Genomic DNA, 17852 nt, shown 5'->3' with positions numbered 1-17852 from the left:
TTAGAGAACCAGATGCTCGAACTTGACCCGCAACATCATGCCGGTCTGCAATTGAACCTGTACGTCATCCTTGGTCACTTCCTTGATGGTCGCAGGCACAGGGGACTTGCCCAGCACGACGCGCACGCCCTGCTCGACTTTCAGGGTAGCGGCATCCACTTTCACCAGCGGCGCATCGGCGACCGGTGCAGCCTTGGGAGCAGGGGCGGACTTGGGCTTGTCGGAGCGGGGAGCGTCAGCCTTGCGTGGCGCGTTGCGACGCGGCTGCTTGGGCTTGTCTTCCTTCTCCTTGGTGTTGGTGCGGCGGCTGGCAAAGACACGTTCCTTGCTCTCCTTGAGCGCCTGTTTGGCATGCTCGATGTGCTCTTCGGTGAGCAGCTCGCCCGGGTTGCCGTCCAGATCGACACGGGCCTGGCCAGCCTTGAGGCCATGCAGGTAACGCCAGCTGGAGGTGTATTGACGCAGAGCAGAGCGCAGCATGGTCTTGGAGACTCTCTCGTCATCAGCAAGACGCGCGGCCAGATCCTGGAAGATGCCAATCTTGAGTGGCTTGGCCTCTCCTTCAGCGATGAAGCAGGCCGGGAATTTCTCGACCAGGTAGGCGACGATCTCTTTACTGTTCTTCAGCTTTTCAGTGTTTTCCATGTATAACCTTGGCTTTCATATAGACGCACGGGCATGCCCGAACACAACAAAGGCCCCATTATAGAGAGCTTGGGACCTTTTGCGAACCATCTAGCAATGACTTAGAGCATGCTTTCCAAAATTTGCACCGTTTCTTCGAGGCCAATCCGGTCCTGCTCGTCAAAGCGGTTAAAAATTGGACTGTCGATGTCCAGCACCCCGATGATCTCCCCGCCACGGCGCAGCGGGATCACGATTTCCGAGTTGCTGGCACCATCGCACGCAATGTGCCCCGCGAACTGGTGCACGTCGTCCACCAGCTGGGTCTTACCCTCGGCAACCGCAGTGCCACAGACGCCGCGCCCGACCGGGATGCGCACACAGGCCGGCTTGCCCTGGAACGGGCCGAGCACCAGGGTCTCGCCCTGCAGCAGGTAGAAACCAACCCAGTTGATGTCAGCCAGTTCCTGATTGAGCAGGGCAGACAGGTTTGCCAGGGTGGCGATCATGTCGGGTTCGCCCTCCAGCAATGCCTGGGCCTGCTGGTTGAGCGTGCGATAAAATGCTTGTTTTTCAATCATGATTAAATGAACTTCACTCCTTGATAATCAATGCAAGGTACCGTCCTGCCTGAAAATTTCAAATCAATTTTCAATTATCCCCCCTCCTGGGGCCCGATGAGAGGCCGTTCAACGTGCCGCGCCCAACGTCAGTTGATGGCGCTGGCCATTGCTCCACTCGATGGTCAGGAGCCAGTCCATCGCCTCGGTCGTACAACTTCCCACCTGGGTCACTCCTCGCCACCCCGCTTGGCTGGGTTCAAACTGCACGGGGATGAGCCCCATGAACATCTCCTTGCCCTCGAGCCAGGCCTTGACCGGCGTGATGGCCGGCACACCCCCTTGAAGGCGCAGGACAAAGTCATGTTCAGGGCGGATCGGCAAGCCATCAATGCTGACCGTCAGCGGGCGATCCCCGACGATGAGGCGGCAGGGGCTGTGGGACAGATCACAAATCTGAACATTGGTGCCCTCTGCATGGTCGCTTCCAGTGCCTGAAAACCAGGTTCGATAGGCCATCAGGGAGAGCAAAATGACCAGCACCATGGACAGGTGGACGATTTTGCGTGAAGTGAGTCTCTCTTTCATGAAAAAACAACTCTGTAAGGTACTTTGAAAATGTAATTTTCGTGATCTGGCGCAAGGTAAAAACTGGCGGACATGAGACCCGCTGGAGCCAAATATATCACTGTTTGTACTGTTATTTTACCGGTCATTTCAGTATCATTCTCAATGGATTTTCATTTAACCACCTTTTGCTTTTCCTTTTATTAACAGATGTTAACGAGAGGATTTTGCAAAACCGGGGTGAAAATGGCCCAGGACACCGGGCAACACAAACAACAGCATCGGAAGCGGAATACAACGATGAGCCATACAACAAACCACCCTGAGTACAACTACACCGTTGTGCGCCAGTTCACCGTCATGACGATTGTCTGGGGTATCGTCGGCATGTCGGTGGGTGTATTGATTGCAGCCCAGCTGATCTGGCCTGCCCTCAACTTCGACACCCCCTGGCTGACGTACAGCCGTCTGCGTCCCCTGCATACCAATGCGGTCATCTTCGCATTTGGTTGCAGCGCCCTGATGGCCACCTCCTTCTACGTGGTGCAACGCACCTGTCAGGTCCGGCTGTTTGGTGGTCCCCTCGCCTCCTTCGTGTTCTGGGGCTGGCAGGCGATCATTCTGTCTGCAGCCATCTCGCTGCCGCTGGGGTACACCACCTCCAAAGAGTACGCCGAGCTGGAGTGGCCCATCGACATCGCCATCGCCGTGGTCTGGGTGAGCTATGCCATTGTCTTCTTCGGCACCCTGGTCAAGCGCACCACCTCCCACATCTATGTGGCGAACTGGTTCTTCGGTGCCTTCATCATCACGGTGGCCGTGCTGCACATCGTCAACAATATGGAAGTGCCGCTCTCCGGCATGAAGTCCTACTCCATGTACTCCGGCGCCATGGATGCCATGGTGCAGTGGTGGTATGGCCACAACGCGGTGGGCTTCCTGCTGACGGCGGGCTTCCTTGGCATGATGTACTATTTCGTGCCCAAGCAGGCGGGTCGCCCCGTCTACTCCTACCGCCTCTCCATCGTGCACTTCTGGGCGCTGATCTCCCTCTATATCTGGGCCGGTCCGCACCACCTGCACTATACCGCCCTGCCTGACTGGGCCCAGTCGCTGGGCATGGTGATGTCCCTTATCCTGTTCGTGCCCTCCTGGGGCGGCATGATCAACGGCATCATGACCCTCTCGGGTGCCTGGCACAAGCTGCGTTATGACCCCATCCTGCGCTTCCTGATCGTCTCCCTGTCGTTCTACGGTATGTCGACCTTCGAAGGCCCCATGATGGCGATCAAGACCGTCAACGCCCTCTCCCACTACACCGACTGGACTATCGGTCACGTTCACTCCGGTGCCCTGGGCTGGGTTGCCATGGTGTCCATCGGTGCCGTCTACCACCTGATCCCGAACCTGTTCGGGCAGGGGCGCATGTACAGCATCAAGCTCATCAACGTCCACTTCTGGCTGGCCACCGTGGGCACCGTGCTCTATATCGTCGCCATGTGGATTTCCGGTGTGATGCAGGGACTGATGTGGCGTGCGGTCAACGATGACGGCACCCTGACCTACAGCTTCGTGGAGGCGCTGCAAGCTTCCTATCCCTTCTACTTCGTGCGCTTCCTGGGTGGCTGCTTCTTCGTCACCGGCATGCTGCTGATGGCCTACAACGCCTATCGCACCGTCACTGCGCCCAAGGGTTCCCTGGAACCCGTCGCACAGCCAGCCTGATTTGAAGGGGTTTAAAGCATGAGCAACAACAACCGTCACGAGATTTTTGAAAAAAGCGTCCCCATGCTGGTCATTGGCATCATCTTCGCCATCAGCCTGGGGGGTCTGGTGGAAATCACCCCCCTGTTCTTCCAGAAGCAGACCAACGAGCCGGTGGAGGGCCTCAAACCCTACACCGCCCTGCAGATGGAAGGACGCGACATCTACATCCGCGAAGGCTGCACCGTCTGCCACAGCCAGATGATCCGCCCGTTCCGCGCCGAGACCGAACGCTACGGCCACTACTCGGTTGCCGGCGAGAGCGTCTGGGAGCACCCCTTCCTGTGGGGCTCCAAGCGTACCGGCCCGGATCTGGCCCGGGTCGGCGGCCGCTACTCCGATGACTGGCATCGCGCCCACCTCATCAACCCGCGTGACGTGGTGCCCGAGTCCAACATGCCGGCCTTCCCCTGGCTCGAGACCAATGTGCTGAGCGGCGAGCTGACCGGCAAAAAGCTGGCTCTGTTCCGGGATCACTTCGGCGTGCCCTATACCGATGCCGACATCGCCGGTGCCGGTGAGGCCGTCAAGGGCAAGACCGAGCTGGATGCGTTGATCGCCTATCTGCAATCACTGGGCCATGCCCTGAAATAAGGAGTCGGGATATGGATTACGGCACATTTCGCGGCCTGTACACCCTGCTGCTGATGGTCATCATGATTGGCATCATCGTCTGGGCCTACAGCAAGCGCCGCAAGGCTTCTTTCGACGAGGCCGCCAACCTGGTTTTTGCCGATGACGAGCAACCCAGTGCTGATAACAAGAACGCAGGAGCGAAGCAATAATGAGCACTCTGTTTAGCATTTTTGTGACCGTCATAAGCCTTGGCACCATTCTCGGCTGCTTCCTGCTGCTGGCCTGGTGCATGAAGGACAAGATGGGGGCCGAAGAGGGCAAACCCATGGGTCACACCTTCGACGGCATCGAGGAGATCAACAATCCCCTGCCGAAGTGGTGGTCCTATATGTTCCTCTTCTTCATCGTCACCGGGCTCATCTACCTGCTCGCCTTCCCGGGCCTTGGCAACTTCAAGGGTCTGCTGGGCTGGCAGAGTTCCAACCAGGATGTGCGTTCCCTGGCCGAGTCCAAGGCGGCGGCCGAGTCTGCCAAGGCCGAAGGACGCGCGGTGGAATACGACCGGGAACTCGCCAAGGCCGACGAGATCTACGGCGCCAAGTTCCGCGAGCTGACCTATCAGGCTGACGGCAAGAGCTACAAGGAGATCACCGAGATCGCCAAGGATCCGGAAGCCCTGAAGGTGGGTCAGCGCCTGTTCCTGCAAAACTGTTCCCAGTGTCATGGCTCCGATGCCCGCGGTGGTCGCGGTTTCCCGAACCTGACCGACAGCGAATGGCAGTGGGGCGGCGCACCCGACCAGATCAAGACCACCATCATGGGCGGTCGTCAGGGGATCATGGCCGCCTGGGGCGAGATCCTGGGTCAGGACGGGGTGAAGGAGGTTGCCTCCTATGTGCTGAGCCTCTCCGGTCGCAAGGTTGATCTGGTGGAAGCCAAGAAAGGGGAGGCACGCTTTGCCATGTGCGCCGCCTGCCACGGTCCGGATGCCAAGGGCGGCATCGCCTTCGGCGCACCCGACTTGACCAACAACATCTGGCTCTATGGCGGCTCCCGTCAGGTGGTCGAACAGACCATCACCCACGGGCGCCACGGCGTGATGCCGGCCTGGAAGGACATTCTGGGGGAAGACAAGGTACATCTGCTCGCTTCCTACGTTTACAGCTTGTCCCACAACGATCGGCAAAATCAGCAGTAACATGTGATAAGCACGTGATTAATCAGCAAAAAGCCTCGACTCTTCGAGGCTTTTTGTTATCTTGTGTTGGCTGAATTACCGCCATTTCGTTAACCATTTGTTTCGGTAGCATCATGACTCAACCCTGGTATCGCCAATTCTGGCCCTGGTTCATCATCGCCCTCCCCTGCGCCGCCGTGGTAGGCAGCATCGCCACCGCCATCATTGCCAGCAAGGATGGGGTCAACCTGGTGGCGGAGGACTACTACAAGCAGGGCAAGGAGATTAACCAGGATCTCAGCAAGTTCGATCGCGCCGAGGCGCTCGGCATCCGTATCGCCCTCAATTTCAGCGACAAGGAGCTGACGTTAAATCCACTGTCCGGGGATTTCCCCCTCGGGCAGGCACTGCACCTCTCCCTGTTTCATCCCACGTTGGCGGGCCTGGACAGCGAACATCTGCTGACGGCCGATGGCAAGGGAGTCTATCGCCTGATGCTCGACAAGCCCCTCACCGGCAAGTGGCACGTGCGGGTCGATGCCTTCAACCATGAATGGCGCCTCCAGGAGACGGCACAACTGCCGACTCAGGCAGCGATTGAGCTCGATCCCAAGGGACGTTGAATCACGAAGGCAGGGTGATCGGCACGCCGGTCAGCCGCCCTTCTCCCCGACCCGGCCTGCAGGGCTGCATCAAAGAGGGATGATCACCATGACCGGCTGTTTTCACTGTGGTGAACCGGTTCCCACTGGCAGTAACTTTACTCTCGAGATCAAAGGCATCGTTCAGCCGATGTGTTGCCCTGGCTGTCAGGCCGTGGCACAGACCATTCTCGAATGCGGCCTCGCCAGTTATTACGAACACCGCACCGCTCCCGGCATCAAGGGGGAACTGGTGCCCGAAGAGCTCGCCGCCCTCACCCACTACGATCTGGCGGAGGTGCAGCAGGAGTTCGTCACCGACACCGGTACGGGTCGCGAAACTACGCGCGAGATCCAACTGACGGTGGAAGGTTTGACCTGCGCCGCCTGTGCCTGGCTCATCGAGCGGCACCTGATGACCCTGCGCGGTCTGCGTTACATCAACGTCAATACCACCACCCATCGCGCCCGCATCAAGTGGGATCCGGCCCAGCTCTCTTTGAGCGACATTCTCAAGGGCTTTGCCAGGGTCGGCTATCGCGCCTATCCCTTCCAGACTCATCAGCAGGAAGCGCTCTACGCCAAAGAGGTGCGCAGCTACATGTTCCGCATGGCGCTGGCCGGCCTTGGCTCCATGCAGGTGATGATGTGCGCCGTGGCACTCTACATGGACCTCTTCATCAGCGTGGAAGAGGAGTTCATGATCTACTTCAAGTGGATAAGCCTTCTGCTCTCCACCCCCATCATGATCTACTCGGCCCAGCCTTTTTACGTGGGGGCATGGCGCAGCCTGAAGCAGGGGCACCTCTCCATGGATGTTTCGGTGTCGCTGGCACTGATCGGCGCCTTCGTCGCCTCCATCTGGGCCACGGTCTTCAACACGGGTGAGGTCTATTACGACTCCATCACCATGTTCGTCTTTTTCCTGCTGTTGGGCCGTCTGCTGGAACTGCGAGCGAGGCGCAAGGCGTCGGAGTCGAGCTCCAACCTGGCGCGTCTGGTGCCCATCATGGCGACCCGCATCGATGATGACGGCGAACACGAGGTGGCCGCCAAGACGCTGCGAGTCGGAGACAGGGTGCGGGTACTCGCGGGGGCCACCCTGCCGGCAGACGGCATCGTCACCTTGGGCCAGGCCAGCCTCAACGAATCCATGCTGACTGGCGAACAGTTGCCTCTGCTCAAGCAGGCCGGGGATCCCGTCTATGCAGGCACCATCAATACCGATGCCCCCCTGGAGATCCGGGTCAGCCATCCCATTGAAGAGTCGCGTCTGGCCCAGATCATGCGCCTGCAGGATCATGCTCTGGACGACAAGCCCGCCATCGCCCAGCTGGCGGACGTGCTGTCGCGCCACTTTATCCTGGTGCTCCTGATCATTGCGGCCGGGGTCTGGACCTTCTGGCATTTTCATGAGCCCGAGCGGGCCTTCTGGGTCACCCTGGCGGTGCTGGTGGCGACCTGCCCCTGCGCCCTCTCGCTGGCCACCCCGACCGCACTGACCTCGGCCACTGCCAACCTGACCCGCAGCGGCATCCTGCTGCGCCGCGGCCACGTGCTGGACATTCTGACCCGGGCCAACCGCATCGTGATGGACAAGACGGGAACTCTGACCACGGGCAACATCAGCCTGGTGAGCACCCAGCCCCTCGGCGAGCTCGACGCAGCCCGCTGCCTCGCCCTCGCCCAGGCCCTGGAGACCTACTCCGAGCATCCCATCGCCCGTGCGTTTCGAAGCAAACCACTGGCGGACGGGGTGCCGCTCGCCGCCAGCGACGTCACCCCCGTCATCGGCCACGGCGTGCAGGGAGTGATTGAGGGCAAGCATTACCGCATCGGCAGTGCACGCTGGCTCGAACTGGCGCAAGAAGAGAATGCCGCTGAAGGGCTGACCATCTATCTGGCCGATGAACACGGACTGCTGGCCCGTTTCATCCTGGCCGACACGCTGCGCCCCGATGCCGGTGCACTGATCCAGGCCTTCAAGGAGGCAGGCCTGCAAACCACCATTCTCACCGGCGACGGTTCGGACCAGGCGGACATGCTGGCCCGCGAGCTGGGGGTCGATGAGCTGGTAAAAGGGGTCACCCCGGACGGCAAGCTGGCCTATCTCAAGGCCCGGGAAGCGGCCGGGGATATCAGCATCATGGTGGGAGATGGCATCAACGACGCCCCTGTGCTGGCCGGCGCTCACGCGTCCTTTGCCATGGCGGGGGGCACGGATCTGGCCAAGAACAGTGCCGACGCCATCCTGCTGGCCGACGATCTCTCCCGTCTGCTGGCCGCCCGGGCCCTGGCCCTGCGCACTCGCAAGATCATCAAGGAGAACTTTGCCTGGTCCATCGGCTACAACCTGCTTGTGCTGCCGCTGGCGGCCAGTGGCTGGCTCCCCCCTTATCTGGCGGCTGCTGGCATGTCCCTGAGCTCCCTCATCGTGGTCACCAACTCCATGCGGCTCAACCGGTGAGCAGCCATCTGGCATCCTCCCGGGTGGCGGCACCTCTTGCCTCGCCGGGTTATCATCCCCCTTTCACCACAGGGTCCGCGCCATGAACATCATCTTCGTCCTTATCCCCATCGCCATCCTGTTCGTTGTCATTGCAGGAGCCGTCTTCTTCTGGGCCATCCGCTCCGAGCAGTTCGAGGATCTCGACAGGCAGGGCTCCAACATCCTGTTTGACGAGGAGCAGCGCCCCTTGCCCCTCCCTGAACAACAAGCAGAACAGGAAAGCAAGCCTCATGACCAGCAGCCTTGACCTCATGGGCGCCCTGCTGGTCGGGCTTGCCGGTGCCGGCCACTGTATCGGCATGTGCGGCGGCGTGTCCGCAGCGCTCTCCATGGCCATACCTGCCGAGAAGCAGCATTTTTGGGGCAGGCTCGGTTATCTGCTCAACTACAACCTGGGGCGCATCCTGAGCTATGTGCTGGCGGGCGCGCTGGTGGGCGGCTTGCTCGCCACCACTACGGAGATAGGCGCTGGCAAACACGCCCTGGCAGGGCTTCGCCTCATCGCCGCCCTGCTGATGATAGCGCTCGGCCTCTACTTGGCTGGCTGGTGGCATGGCGTCTTGCTGCTCGAGCGCATCGGTGCGAAGTTCTGGCCTCTCATCAAGCCGCTGGCAAGCAGGTTTCTCCCGTTTACATCAGCCTGGCAGGCCCTCCCCTTTGGCATGGTCTGGGGCTGGCTCCCTTGCGGCCTCGTCTACTCCATGCTGACCTGGAGCGCTGCCGCAGGCTCCGCAAGTGGCGGGGCACTCATCATGCTCTTTTTCGGCCTCGGCACCCTGCCGACCCTGTTTGCGCTGGGGGGGCTGGCAGACCGATTGCGCTACTGGCTCACCCTGCGCAGCCTGCGCCTTGGGGGCGCCTTGCTGCTTATTGCCTACGGGATCCACACCCTCTGGATCGGGATGGCGTCCTTTTGAAACCCTATCCAAAACGGATGAGATGGTGGTAAACTTGTTTGATATAAATCAATTATTCATTTGAGCCTATGATCCCGGACAAGAAACCTGGCAGACGTATTCAGAGCGGTGGCTGTGCAATTCATTGCCAGGATTGCAGCATCAGCCAGCTCTGCATCCCCTTCACCCTGAACGACAACGAGCTCGATCAGCTCGACAGCATCATCGAGCGCAAAAAGCCGATCCAGAAGGGTGAAGAGTTGTTCAAGGCCGGCGATGAGCTCAAGTCGCTCTATGCCATACGTTCCGGGACCATCAAGTCATACACCATCACCGAACAGGGTGACGAACAGATCACTGCCTTCCACCTCGCCGGTGATCTGGTCGGTTTCGACGCCATCCACAAGCAGGCACACCCCTCCTTCGCCCAGGCGCTGGAAACCGCCATGGTGTGCGAAATACCGTTCGATGTGCTTGACGACCTCTCTGGCAAGATGCCCAAACTGCGCCAGCAGATCATGCGGCTGATGAGCAACGAGATCATGGGCGACCAGGAGATGATCCTGCTGCTCTCCAAAAAGAACGCCGAAGAGCGCCTCGCTGCCTTCCTGCACAATCTCTCGGTTCGTTTCTCCGAGCGCGGCTTCTCCGCCAAGGAGTTCCGCCTCTCCATGACCCGTGGGGACATCGGCAACTACCTCGGTCTCACCGTCGAAACCATCAGCCGCCTGCTGGGCCGTTTCCAGAAATCCGGTCTTATCAGCGTCAAAGGCAAATACATTACTGTACTGGACAACGTTGCCTTGGGCGTCATGGCCGGAGCCACTCGTCCTCCCTGCGGTTAATCCCTGTTTATTCCCTTTTTTGCCGGATCGGATCACCCTGAAATTTGATCCGGCACACCTTCCCGTCTCCCCCCTTGGACTAAGCTGTAATAGCTAAAGAGTTGCCATCATTGGCCTTTTTGCCAAGGAGGAGAACATGGTCAAGTACCGAAACATTCTGGTGGTGATCAATCCCGAGGAGGAGCGCCAGATCGCGCTCGAGCGCGCGGTCAAGGTCGCCGAGCTGGATGAGGGCGCCCAGCTGACCCTGCTCCTGACGATTTACGACTTCTCTTACGAGATGACCGCCATGCTCTCGGCAGACGAGCGGGAAGAGATGCGCCATGGTGTCATCGCCCAGCGTCGGGAGTGGCTCGACGAGATCCTCACTCCCTATCGGGCCAGAGGGCTGGAATGCGAAGTGAAAGTGCTCTGGCACAACCGTCCCTTCGAGTGCGTCATTCAGGAAGTGCTGGAACAGCGTCACGATCTGGTCGTCAAAGCGACTCACAAACACTCCTTCCTGCAAACCTTCATCTTCACCCCCACCGACTGGCACCTGCTGCGCAAATGCCCCTGTCCGGTTCTGCTGGTAAAAGAAGGGCACTGGCAGCGGGGGGGCAACCTGATTGCCGCCATCAACTGCTCGAGCGATGACAAGGAGCAGAAGGTGCTCAACGAGCGGATCACCCGCGAGGGGATCGCCATCGCCGAGCTGCTTGGTGCCAGTCTCTATCTGGTCAACACCTACCCGGGCACCCCGGTCAATGTCGCCATCGAACTGCCAGAGTTCGATCCCAACGCCTACAACGATGCCATTCGCAAACACCATGAAGATCTGCTGCGGGAACATGCCGATCAGTTCGGCATCAACCACATGTGGACCAAGGTGGCGGAAGGCTTGCCGGAGGAGGTGCTGCCGGACATGGCGGACGATCTGAATGCCACCCTGATGATCATAGGATGCGTCGGCCGTACCGGCCTCTCTGCCGCCCTGCTTGGCAACACCGCCGAGCACGTGGTGGACAGGCTCAACTGCGACATTCTCATCCTCAAACCCGACGATTACAGCTGCCCTGTGGATGACAGGCGTCATCCTGCATAAGCGTTTCTTGCCCTCCCCCGGGACATGGCTATAATAAGCCGCTTATTTTTGTCCCGGGTTTGAGGCCATGCTAGAAGAGCTTAACGCCAAAGAGAAATACAGTTTCAACAAGCTGCAGAAACGCCTGCGGCGCAACGTGGGCCAGGCCATCGCCGACTTCAACATGATTGAAGAGGGTGACAAGATCATGGTCTGCCTGTCTGGCGGCAAGGACAGCTTTGCCATGCTCGACATCCTGATGAGCCTGAAGGCCAGCGCCCCCATCCATTTCGATCTGGTGGCCGTCAACCTGGATCAGAAACAACCCGGCTTCCCCGAGCACGTGCTGCCTGAATACCTGAGCACCCTTGGCATCGACTTCAAGATCGTGGAAGAAGATACCTACTCCATCGTCAAGGAGAAGGTACCGGAGGGCAAGACCACCTGCGCGCTCTGCTCCCGCCTGCGCCGTGGCATTCTGTATCGCACCGCCCAGGAGCTGGGTTGCACCAAGATCGCCCTTGGCCATCACCGTGACGACATCCTCGAGACTCTGTTCCTCAACATGTTCTACGGTGGCAAGCTCAAATCCATGCCCCCCAAGCTGGTGAGCGACGATGGCAAGAACGTGGTGATCCGCCCCCTGGCCTACTGCAAGGAGAAAGACCTGGTGCGCTATGCCGAGGTCAAGGCCTTCCCCATCATCCCCTGCAACCTGTGCGGCTCCCAGGAGAACCTCCAGCGCCAGGCCATCAAGCAGATGATGCAGGAGTGGGATCGCCGCTTCCCGGGCCGTCTCGAGACCATGTTCACCGCCATTCAGGACGTGATCCCGAGCCACCTGCTCGATCACCAGCTGTTTGACTTCAAGAGCATCAACCGCGACTCCGGCATCATCGACGGTGGCGACAAGGCGTTTGATCCGCCCGAGCTGCCCAAGGCGCCGCTGCTGGACATCGACGAGATGGACATGCTGGACGTGATTGAGGTGCGCTAAGCCCCGTCACCCACAGAAAAGGAGCGCCAGGCGCTCCTTTTTTCATTCTGGCAATCTGCGGACTCGGGTCGCTACCCCTTGTGCAGCCAGGGGGTCAGGCGCAGGATCGCCCCTTGCAGTTGCAGCTTGCCCTGGGCAAACCCCTTCAGTTGCGCATTGCTGAGCAGCAGTTGCCCCTGCTGCCAGGAGACGGCCTCCTGACGGGCACCCTCCACAAGGTAGGCAGTGCCTGTGGGCGCCACCATGGAGATCCTCACCCCTTCCATCTTGGGCAGGAAATACTGGCCGACCATGCCGGCCATCTTGTCGAGCAATCGCTGCATCTGCTGCTGGCGCGAGACGAGCTCGGCCAGCGGCACCTCGGGTGTGGCGGGGGCGTCAGCCATCACCTGTACCGACAGATCGCAGGCGGCGTGGGCCTCGGTGAGCCCCACCACCACGATCGCCTTGTCGAGGTTGAGATCATCGTCATAGGGCAGACGCAGTTCGCCATCCACCGTGACCTCGGCGGGCACATCCCTGTCCGGGGTCGAGACCCGGGCCGAGGTGAGCCCGCAGCGCCGACCGTTCTGTTGACTGGCCAGATAAAAGCCCAGTCTGGCGTGGCCAAATTCCCCCTTGGCGAAGGTCTTCATCTGGCTGTAGAAGGTGCCGTAGTCGAGTTCAAGGGACGGCTCAGCCTGTCCCAGCATGGGTACCAGCAGGAGCGCCGCCATCCCGTATCGCTTGTTCATATGCCATCCTTTTGCATCATGCTCCGGGCGGGTCGACACCGGCTGACCCCCTGGTATCCCGTTATGCGTTGAAATGATCCGGGCCCTGCCCGTCGTTGCCACTGGCAACCTCGGTCACTTCGACTGCCACCCCACACAGATCCCGGTAGAGAATGCCCTTGCAGTTGAAGTAGAGCGGCGCCACCCAGATAAGTCCCAGCCCCATGGGGATGAGCGCCAGGAAGAAGAGTGCCAGCATGACCCCGTGCAGCAGCACTATGCTGGGCCAGCCCCGGGCAAAGAGCTTGAGGGAGACCAGAATGGCCTGAGCCGGGGAAAGACCGCGCTCCAGCACCAGAGGTACGGTAAACACCAGCCCCATGCCCACCAGGGCGGAAGGGATGAAGGCCAGCATCACCGGCACGCCCAGCAGCTCGAACAGGGGGCCAAACAGGCTGGTGATGAGGCTGCCGAGCAGACTCAGGCTGCCCAGGCGCAGGAAGTGGCGAAAGAAGTCGAATACCTGGCTCGGCCGGGCGCGCACCCCCACCGACTGCTGCAACCCCAGCATGTCGAGGGAGGAGGTCATGGGTGACATGATCACCGTGACCAGCAGGCTCAGGATCAGGGCCATATCCATATCCCCTCCTTCACGGGCAACATAGGGCGTCAGCAAGGTATTGCTCAGCAGGATCCAGATTGCCATGACCCCGGCGATGGCCAGCGCCAATCCGAAACCGGTGCGACGAGTCTGTTGCCACCCCTCTTTCAACACCCCTTGCAGGTCCAGACGATATCCCTGGCTGAGGGACTGTTCGAGGGTTCCACCGATCCGCATTCTATTACTCAATTGACTGTCCAACATTCACTGACGACTGATCCAAGGTGGCACATTATAGCGGTTTGAACTGGCATGCGTAGCCGTTTTTCCTGTTATCTTCCGTTCAGAAAGCCATTGATACCAAAGGCCTTGCAGCCCTTCTTGATGAAGTTCCCCTCACCCTTGGCCCCTCTGTCCAACGGGAGTAGGATGATGGCGCGCGCTGGCGGACGAGATGTCCACTGGCTCTTCTCTCTCACACAAGGAAAACGGTCATGTCCGAACTGACGCTCTATCTTGCCCCCGGTACCTGTGCCATGGCGGTGCGCATCGCTCTGGTAGAGTCCGGTGCCCCTCACCTTGTCAAGCGCCTGGATCTGGCCGCTGGTGAACAGCGCAGCCCCGACTACCTCGCCATCAATCCCAAGGGGCGAGTCCCGGCACTGGTGACGGAGCATGGCGTGCTGACCGAAACACCGGCTCTGCTGCTCTACGTGGCCCAGCGTTTTCCTAACGCCGGGCTGGCCCCATTGAATGACCCCTTCCTCCTGGCCAGGATGCAGGAGGTACACAGTTTCCTCGTCTCCACCGTCCATGTCGCCCATGCCCATGGACGCCGTCCCGGCCGCTGGGCCGACGATGAACAGGCCATGGCTGCCATGCAGGCCAAGATGCCCCAGAACATGCGCGATGGCTTTGACCAGATTGAGCGCCACTATCTGGCCGGCCCCTGGGTACTGGGGGAGCGCTTCAGCCTGGCCGACATCTACCTCTTCGTGATTGCAGGCTGGCTCGAGAGCGACGGGGTGGCCATCAGCGAGTTTCCCAAGGTGGCGGATCACTATCAGCGCATGCTGGCCCGCCCCGCAGTGCAGGCGGCGCTCGCCCTCTGATCTCCTCGCGCCGGGTACGCCTTTTTGTGCGGGCAACATCCGGCGACGCCTCTCAGACGGGTGCTCTTCTGGCACCCGTTTCTTCTGAAATTGCCCTGTCACTGAGATCGTTTTCACATTTTCGTCATCACTGCCTAGACCCGTTAACGGTTAACACCTATCTTTCGCCCTAATGACGCAACCGGTTGCGTAACCGATTGCCCAACTCAATATCCATATGCGGTCCCAGGCCGCCGAGGTGCTGTATGAAACGAGGCAAGCTGCTCAATGCTCCCTTAAGCGCGCTGGTCGCGCAGATGGGCCACACCGACGAGATCACCGTCTGCGATGCTGGCCTGCCTATTCCGACGGGCCCCGAGCGCATCGATCTGGCGCTGATGGCGGGCACCCCCAGCCTTGAAACCATACTGACCGCCCTACTCACCGACCTGGTGGTGGAGAAGGTGATCATGGCAAGCGAGATCAAGCAGATCAGTCCCGCCGCCCATCAGGCGCTGGTGGATCAGCTAGAGGCCCACGCAGCCGCCCAGGGCAAGCCCATCACCATCGAGTACTGCCTGCATGAGGAGTTCAAAACCCGCTCCCGCCAGAGCAAGGCGATCGTGCGCAGCGGCGAGGTGACCCCCTACGCCAACCTGATCCTCTGCGCCGGTGTGGCGTTTTAAGCCTCTTCAAGGAAGCTGCAAATGAGCACAACCTCCCCCCTCTCACCCATTCTGGAGCTGACCGGGATCGTCAAGACCTTCCCCGGGGTACGCGCCCTCGACGAAGCGGGTCTTCGGGTCTATCCGGGCCAGGTGATGGCCCTGCTCGGCGAAAATGGCGCTGGCAAGTCGACCCTGATGAAGGTGCTGACCGGCATCTACCAGGCCGATGCGGGCAGCATCAGCTATCGCGGCCAGCCGGTTCACTTCAAGGGCCCCCGCGACTCCCAGGATCAGGGGATCAGCATCATCCACCAGGAGCTGAACCTGCTGCCGGAATTGTCGATTGCCGCCAACATCTTCCTCGGCCGCGAGCCCCGTACCCGTTTTGGCAGCATCGACCACAAGCAGTTGCGTGAGCGTGCCAGCGGTCTGCTGGCACGGCTTGGCGTCAAGCACGGCCCGGATACCCGACTCGGAAGTCTCTCCATCGGTGAACAGCAGATGGTGGAGATAGCCAAGGCGCTGTCGTTCGATGCCAGCGTCATCATCATGGACGAGCCCACCGATGCCCTCACCGACACCGAGACCGAGCAGCTCTTCACCGTCATTCGCGAACTGCGCGAGCAGGGCTGCGGCATCGTCTACATCTCCCACCGCCTGAAAGAGATCTTCGAGATCTGCGATCGGGTCACCGTGCTGCGGGACGGCAAGTGGATCGGCGAGCAGGCGGTGAGCGATCTCGATGAAGACAGGATCATCGAGATGATGGTGGGCCGCCGGCTGGAAGAGCAGTACCCGCGCCTGGTGCGCGAGCTCGGCCCGGTCAGCCTGCAGGTGAAGGATCTGGCTGGCCCCGGCGTGCGCGGGGTGAGCTTCTCCCTGCGTCAGGGGGAAATTCTGGGCTTCAGCGGCCTGATGGGCTCCGGCCGCACCGAGCTGATGAAGCTTATCTATGGCGCCAGCCCCATCAGCGCTGGCCAGGTGACGGTGGATGCCCACGCCCTGGTACCCAGAAGCCCGGCCGATGGTCTGGCCGCCGGCATCGCCTATATCTCCGAGGATCGCAAAGGCGACGGCCTGGTGCTGGAGCTGTCGGTGCGCGAAAACATGAGCCTGTGCGCCCTCGGCGAGTTCATTCGTGGCGGCAAGATTGACGGCCAGGCCGAGCGCCAGGCGGTAGGGGACTATGTGCGTCTGTTCAACATCAAGACCCCGAGTCAGGATCAGCTGATCAAGCTCCTCTCCGGCGGCAACCAGCAGAAGGTGGCCATCGCCAAGGGGCTGCTGACCCGGCCCAAGGTGCTGATCCTGGATGAGCCGACCCGCGGCGTCGATGTCGGCGCCAAGAAGGAGATCTACCAGCTCATCAACCAGTTCAAGAAGGAGGGGATGAGCATCATCCTGGTCTCCTCCGAAATGCCGGAAGTGCTCGGCATGAGTGATCGCATCCTGGTGATGCACGAAGGGCGCATCAGCGCAGAATTCAACACCCGCGATGCCAATCAGGAGAAGCTGATGGCAGCGGCAGTCGGTAAACAGTGGCAAGCAGAGCAAGAGGCAGCACAATGACAACCCAAACCCTTTCCCGCCGCGGCGTCATGAGCAAGGCCTGGTGGATCGAGAACAAGTCCCTGGTCGCGCTGCTGGTGCTGATCGGCGTGGTCTCTTTCCTGAGCCCCAACTTCTTCACCGCCGACAACCTGCTCAACATCCTGCGCCAGACATCGGTCAACGCCATCATGGCGGTCGGCATGACGCTGGTCATCCTGACCGCCGGCATCGATCTGTCGGTCGGCTCGGTACTGGCCCTGTGCGGCGCCCTGGCCGCCACCATGGTGGCCATGGAGCTGCCCATCGGCCTGGTGATCCCCCTCACCCTGGGGGCCGGCGCCCTGCTTGGCAGCATCAGCGGCCTCATCATTGCCAAGGGCAAGGTACAGGCCTTCATCGCCACCCTGGTCACCATGACCGCCCTGCGCGGCGTTACCATGGTCTACACCGAGGGGCGCCCTATTTCCACCGGCTTCAGTGACGGCGCCGATCACTTCGCCTGGCTCGGGACCGGCTACCTGCTGGGTCTGCCGGTGCCCATCTGGCTGATGGCCATCGTCTTCCTGCTGGCCTGGTACCTGCTCAACCACACTCGCCTGGGCCGCTACATCTATGCCCTCGGCGGCAACGAATCGGCCACCCGCCTCTCCGGTATCAATGTGGATCGGGTCAAGCTCGCGGTGTATGGTCTGTGCGGCATGCTGTCGGCACTGGCCGGGCTCATCGTCACATCCCGCCTCTCCTCCGCCCAGCCCACTGCCGGCATGGGGTACGAGCTGGATGCCATCGCCGCCGTGGTGCTGGGGGGCACCAGCCTGATGGGGGGCAAGGGCCGTATCATGGGTACCCTGATCGGTGCCCTCATCATCGGCTTCCTCAACAATGCCCTCAACCTGCTCGACGTCAGCTCCTATTACCAGATGATCGCCAAGGCCAGCGTGATTTTGCTTGCCGTGATGATCGATAACAAAAGCAACCGTTAACAAGCCACGCCACACACAAGGAATGA

At 60.5% G+C, this 17852-nt stretch carries 20 protein-coding genes; 15 read left to right on the top strand and 5 right to left on the bottom strand.

All coding sequences use genetic code 11. The features are described 5' to 3' along the window. The 3 genes from proQ to AB5Y89_RS19395 form a co-directional block, all read right to left on the bottom strand. A complete protein-coding gene (gene proQ, locus AB5Y89_RS19405; protein WP_010674770.1) occupies positions 1 to 645 on the bottom strand; it encodes an RNA chaperone ProQ in 645 nt (214 codons plus the stop codon). Between the two features lie 101 nt (positions 646 to 746). Next, positions 747 to 1205, bottom strand: coding sequence for a GAF domain-containing protein (locus AB5Y89_RS19400; RefSeq protein ID WP_010674771.1), 459 nt, complete (start codon positions 1203 to 1205; stop codon positions 747 to 749). Between the two features lie 108 nt (positions 1206 to 1313). Continuing rightward, positions 1314 to 1772 (bottom strand): hypothetical protein, encoded by a 459-nt coding sequence (locus AB5Y89_RS19395; RefSeq protein ID WP_128271370.1) that lies wholly within the window; start codon positions 1770 to 1772, stop codon positions 1314 to 1316. A 279-nt stretch (positions 1773 to 2051) separates the two neighbouring features. Here AB5Y89_RS19395 and ccoN point away from each other — a divergent pair, with 279 nt between their 5' ends. The 11 genes from ccoN (at position 2052) to ttcA (ending at position 12219) form a co-directional block, all read left to right on the top strand. Then, a complete protein-coding gene (gene ccoN, locus AB5Y89_RS19390; RefSeq protein WP_010674773.1) occupies positions 2052 to 3476 on the top strand; it encodes a cytochrome-c oxidase, cbb3-type subunit I in 1425 nt (474 codons plus the stop codon). An 18-nt stretch (positions 3477 to 3494) separates the two neighbouring features. Then, positions 3495 to 4109, top strand: a complete 615-nt coding sequence (ccoO, locus tag AB5Y89_RS19385) for a cytochrome-c oxidase, cbb3-type subunit II (protein ID WP_010674774.1) — start codon at positions 3495 to 3497, stop codon at positions 4107 to 4109. An 11-nt stretch (positions 4110 to 4120) separates the two neighbouring features. Next, positions 4121 to 4300, top strand: coding sequence for a CcoQ/FixQ family Cbb3-type cytochrome c oxidase assembly chaperone (locus AB5Y89_RS19380; RefSeq protein WP_010674775.1), 180 nt, complete (start codon positions 4121 to 4123; stop codon positions 4298 to 4300). Beyond that, positions 4300 to 5289, top strand: a complete 990-nt coding sequence (gene ccoP / locus AB5Y89_RS19375; protein ID WP_039040785.1) for a cytochrome-c oxidase, cbb3-type subunit III — start codon at positions 4300 to 4302, stop codon at positions 5287 to 5289. The genes AB5Y89_RS19380 and ccoP overlap by 1 nt, the downstream gene beginning before the upstream one ends. Positions 5290 to 5402: 113 nt before the next feature. After that, positions 5403 to 5891 (top strand): FixH family protein, encoded by a 489-nt coding sequence (locus AB5Y89_RS19370; protein ID WP_368224305.1) that lies wholly within the window; start codon positions 5403 to 5405, stop codon positions 5889 to 5891. An 88-nt stretch (positions 5892 to 5979) separates the two neighbouring features. After that, positions 5980 to 8376 carry a heavy metal translocating P-type ATPase gene (locus AB5Y89_RS19365; protein ID WP_368224304.1) on the top strand — a complete coding sequence of 799 codons (2397 nt, stop codon included), beginning with the start codon at positions 5980 to 5982 and terminating at the stop codon, positions 8374 to 8376. 82 nt (positions 8377 to 8458) lie between these two features. Next, the gene (gene ccoS / locus AB5Y89_RS19360) at positions 8459 to 8665 is read left to right on the top strand and encodes a cbb3-type cytochrome oxidase assembly protein CcoS (protein WP_324028869.1); all 207 of its coding nucleotides are present in this window, start codon (positions 8459 to 8461) and stop codon (positions 8663 to 8665) included. After that, on the top strand, positions 8649 to 9335 hold the full coding sequence (locus AB5Y89_RS19355; protein WP_368224303.1) for a sulfite exporter TauE/SafE family protein: 687 nt from the start codon (positions 8649 to 8651) through the stop codon (positions 9333 to 9335). The genes ccoS and AB5Y89_RS19355 overlap by 17 nt, the downstream gene beginning before the upstream one ends. A gap of 68 nt (positions 9336 to 9403) precedes the next feature. After that, positions 9404 to 10159 carry an FNR family transcription factor gene (locus AB5Y89_RS19350; protein WP_041215139.1) on the top strand — a complete coding sequence of 252 codons (756 nt, stop codon included), beginning with the start codon at positions 9404 to 9406 and terminating at the stop codon, positions 10157 to 10159. Between the two features lie 136 nt (positions 10160 to 10295). Beyond that, entirely contained in the window at positions 10296 to 11243 is a 948-nt protein-coding gene (gene uspE, locus AB5Y89_RS19345) for a universal stress protein UspE (RefSeq protein WP_368224302.1), read from the top strand. 67 nt (positions 11244 to 11310) lie between these two features. Further along, entirely contained in the window at positions 11311 to 12219 is a 909-nt protein-coding gene (ttcA, locus tag AB5Y89_RS19340; RefSeq protein ID WP_010674783.1) for a tRNA 2-thiocytidine(32) synthetase TtcA, read from the top strand. A 71-nt stretch (positions 12220 to 12290) separates the two neighbouring features. On the opposite strand, the gene AB5Y89_RS19335 is transcribed toward ttcA, so the two are convergent. Then, the gene (locus AB5Y89_RS19335; RefSeq protein ID WP_368224301.1) at positions 12291 to 12953 is read right to left on the bottom strand and encodes a DUF2987 domain-containing protein; all 663 of its coding nucleotides are present in this window, start codon (positions 12951 to 12953) and stop codon (positions 12291 to 12293) included. A 61-nt stretch (positions 12954 to 13014) separates the two neighbouring features. Beyond that, positions 13015 to 13770: a hypothetical protein gene (locus AB5Y89_RS19330; protein WP_042017089.1), complete on the bottom strand. Its 756-nt coding sequence runs from the start codon at positions 13768 to 13770 to the stop codon at positions 13015 to 13017. A 257-nt stretch (positions 13771 to 14027) separates the two neighbouring features. Here AB5Y89_RS19330 and AB5Y89_RS19325 point away from each other — a divergent pair, with 257 nt between their 5' ends. From AB5Y89_RS19325 to rbsC, 4 genes are all read left to right on the top strand, one after another. Next, positions 14028 to 14645 carry a glutathione S-transferase family protein gene (locus tag AB5Y89_RS19325; protein ID WP_368224300.1) on the top strand — a complete coding sequence of 206 codons (618 nt, stop codon included), beginning with the start codon at positions 14028 to 14030 and terminating at the stop codon, positions 14643 to 14645. 245 nt (positions 14646 to 14890) lie between these two features. Further along, a complete protein-coding gene (gene rbsD, locus AB5Y89_RS19320) occupies positions 14891 to 15310 on the top strand; it encodes a D-ribose pyranase (protein WP_268452468.1) in 420 nt (139 codons plus the stop codon). Between the two features lie 21 nt (positions 15311 to 15331). Beyond that, positions 15332 to 16861 carry a ribose ABC transporter ATP-binding protein RbsA gene (rbsA, locus tag AB5Y89_RS19315; protein ID WP_368224299.1) on the top strand — a complete coding sequence of 510 codons (1530 nt, stop codon included), beginning with the start codon at positions 15332 to 15334 and terminating at the stop codon, positions 16859 to 16861. Beyond that, a complete protein-coding gene (gene rbsC / locus AB5Y89_RS19310; RefSeq protein WP_039040774.1) occupies positions 16858 to 17826 on the top strand; it encodes a ribose ABC transporter permease in 969 nt (322 codons plus the stop codon). Before rbsA ends, rbsC begins: the two co-directional genes overlap by 4 nt. Positions 17827 to 17852 lie beyond the last annotated feature (26 nt).

The sequence above is a fragment of the Aeromonas sp. s4 genome (genome assembly GCF_040907855.1).
In the GTDB taxonomy this organism is placed as follows: domain Bacteria; phylum Pseudomonadota; class Gammaproteobacteria; order Enterobacterales; family Aeromonadaceae; genus Aeromonas; species Aeromonas caviae.
The sequence above is the reverse complement of the archived record's forward strand: the minus strand, read 5'-3'. Positions and strand labels throughout refer to the sequence as shown.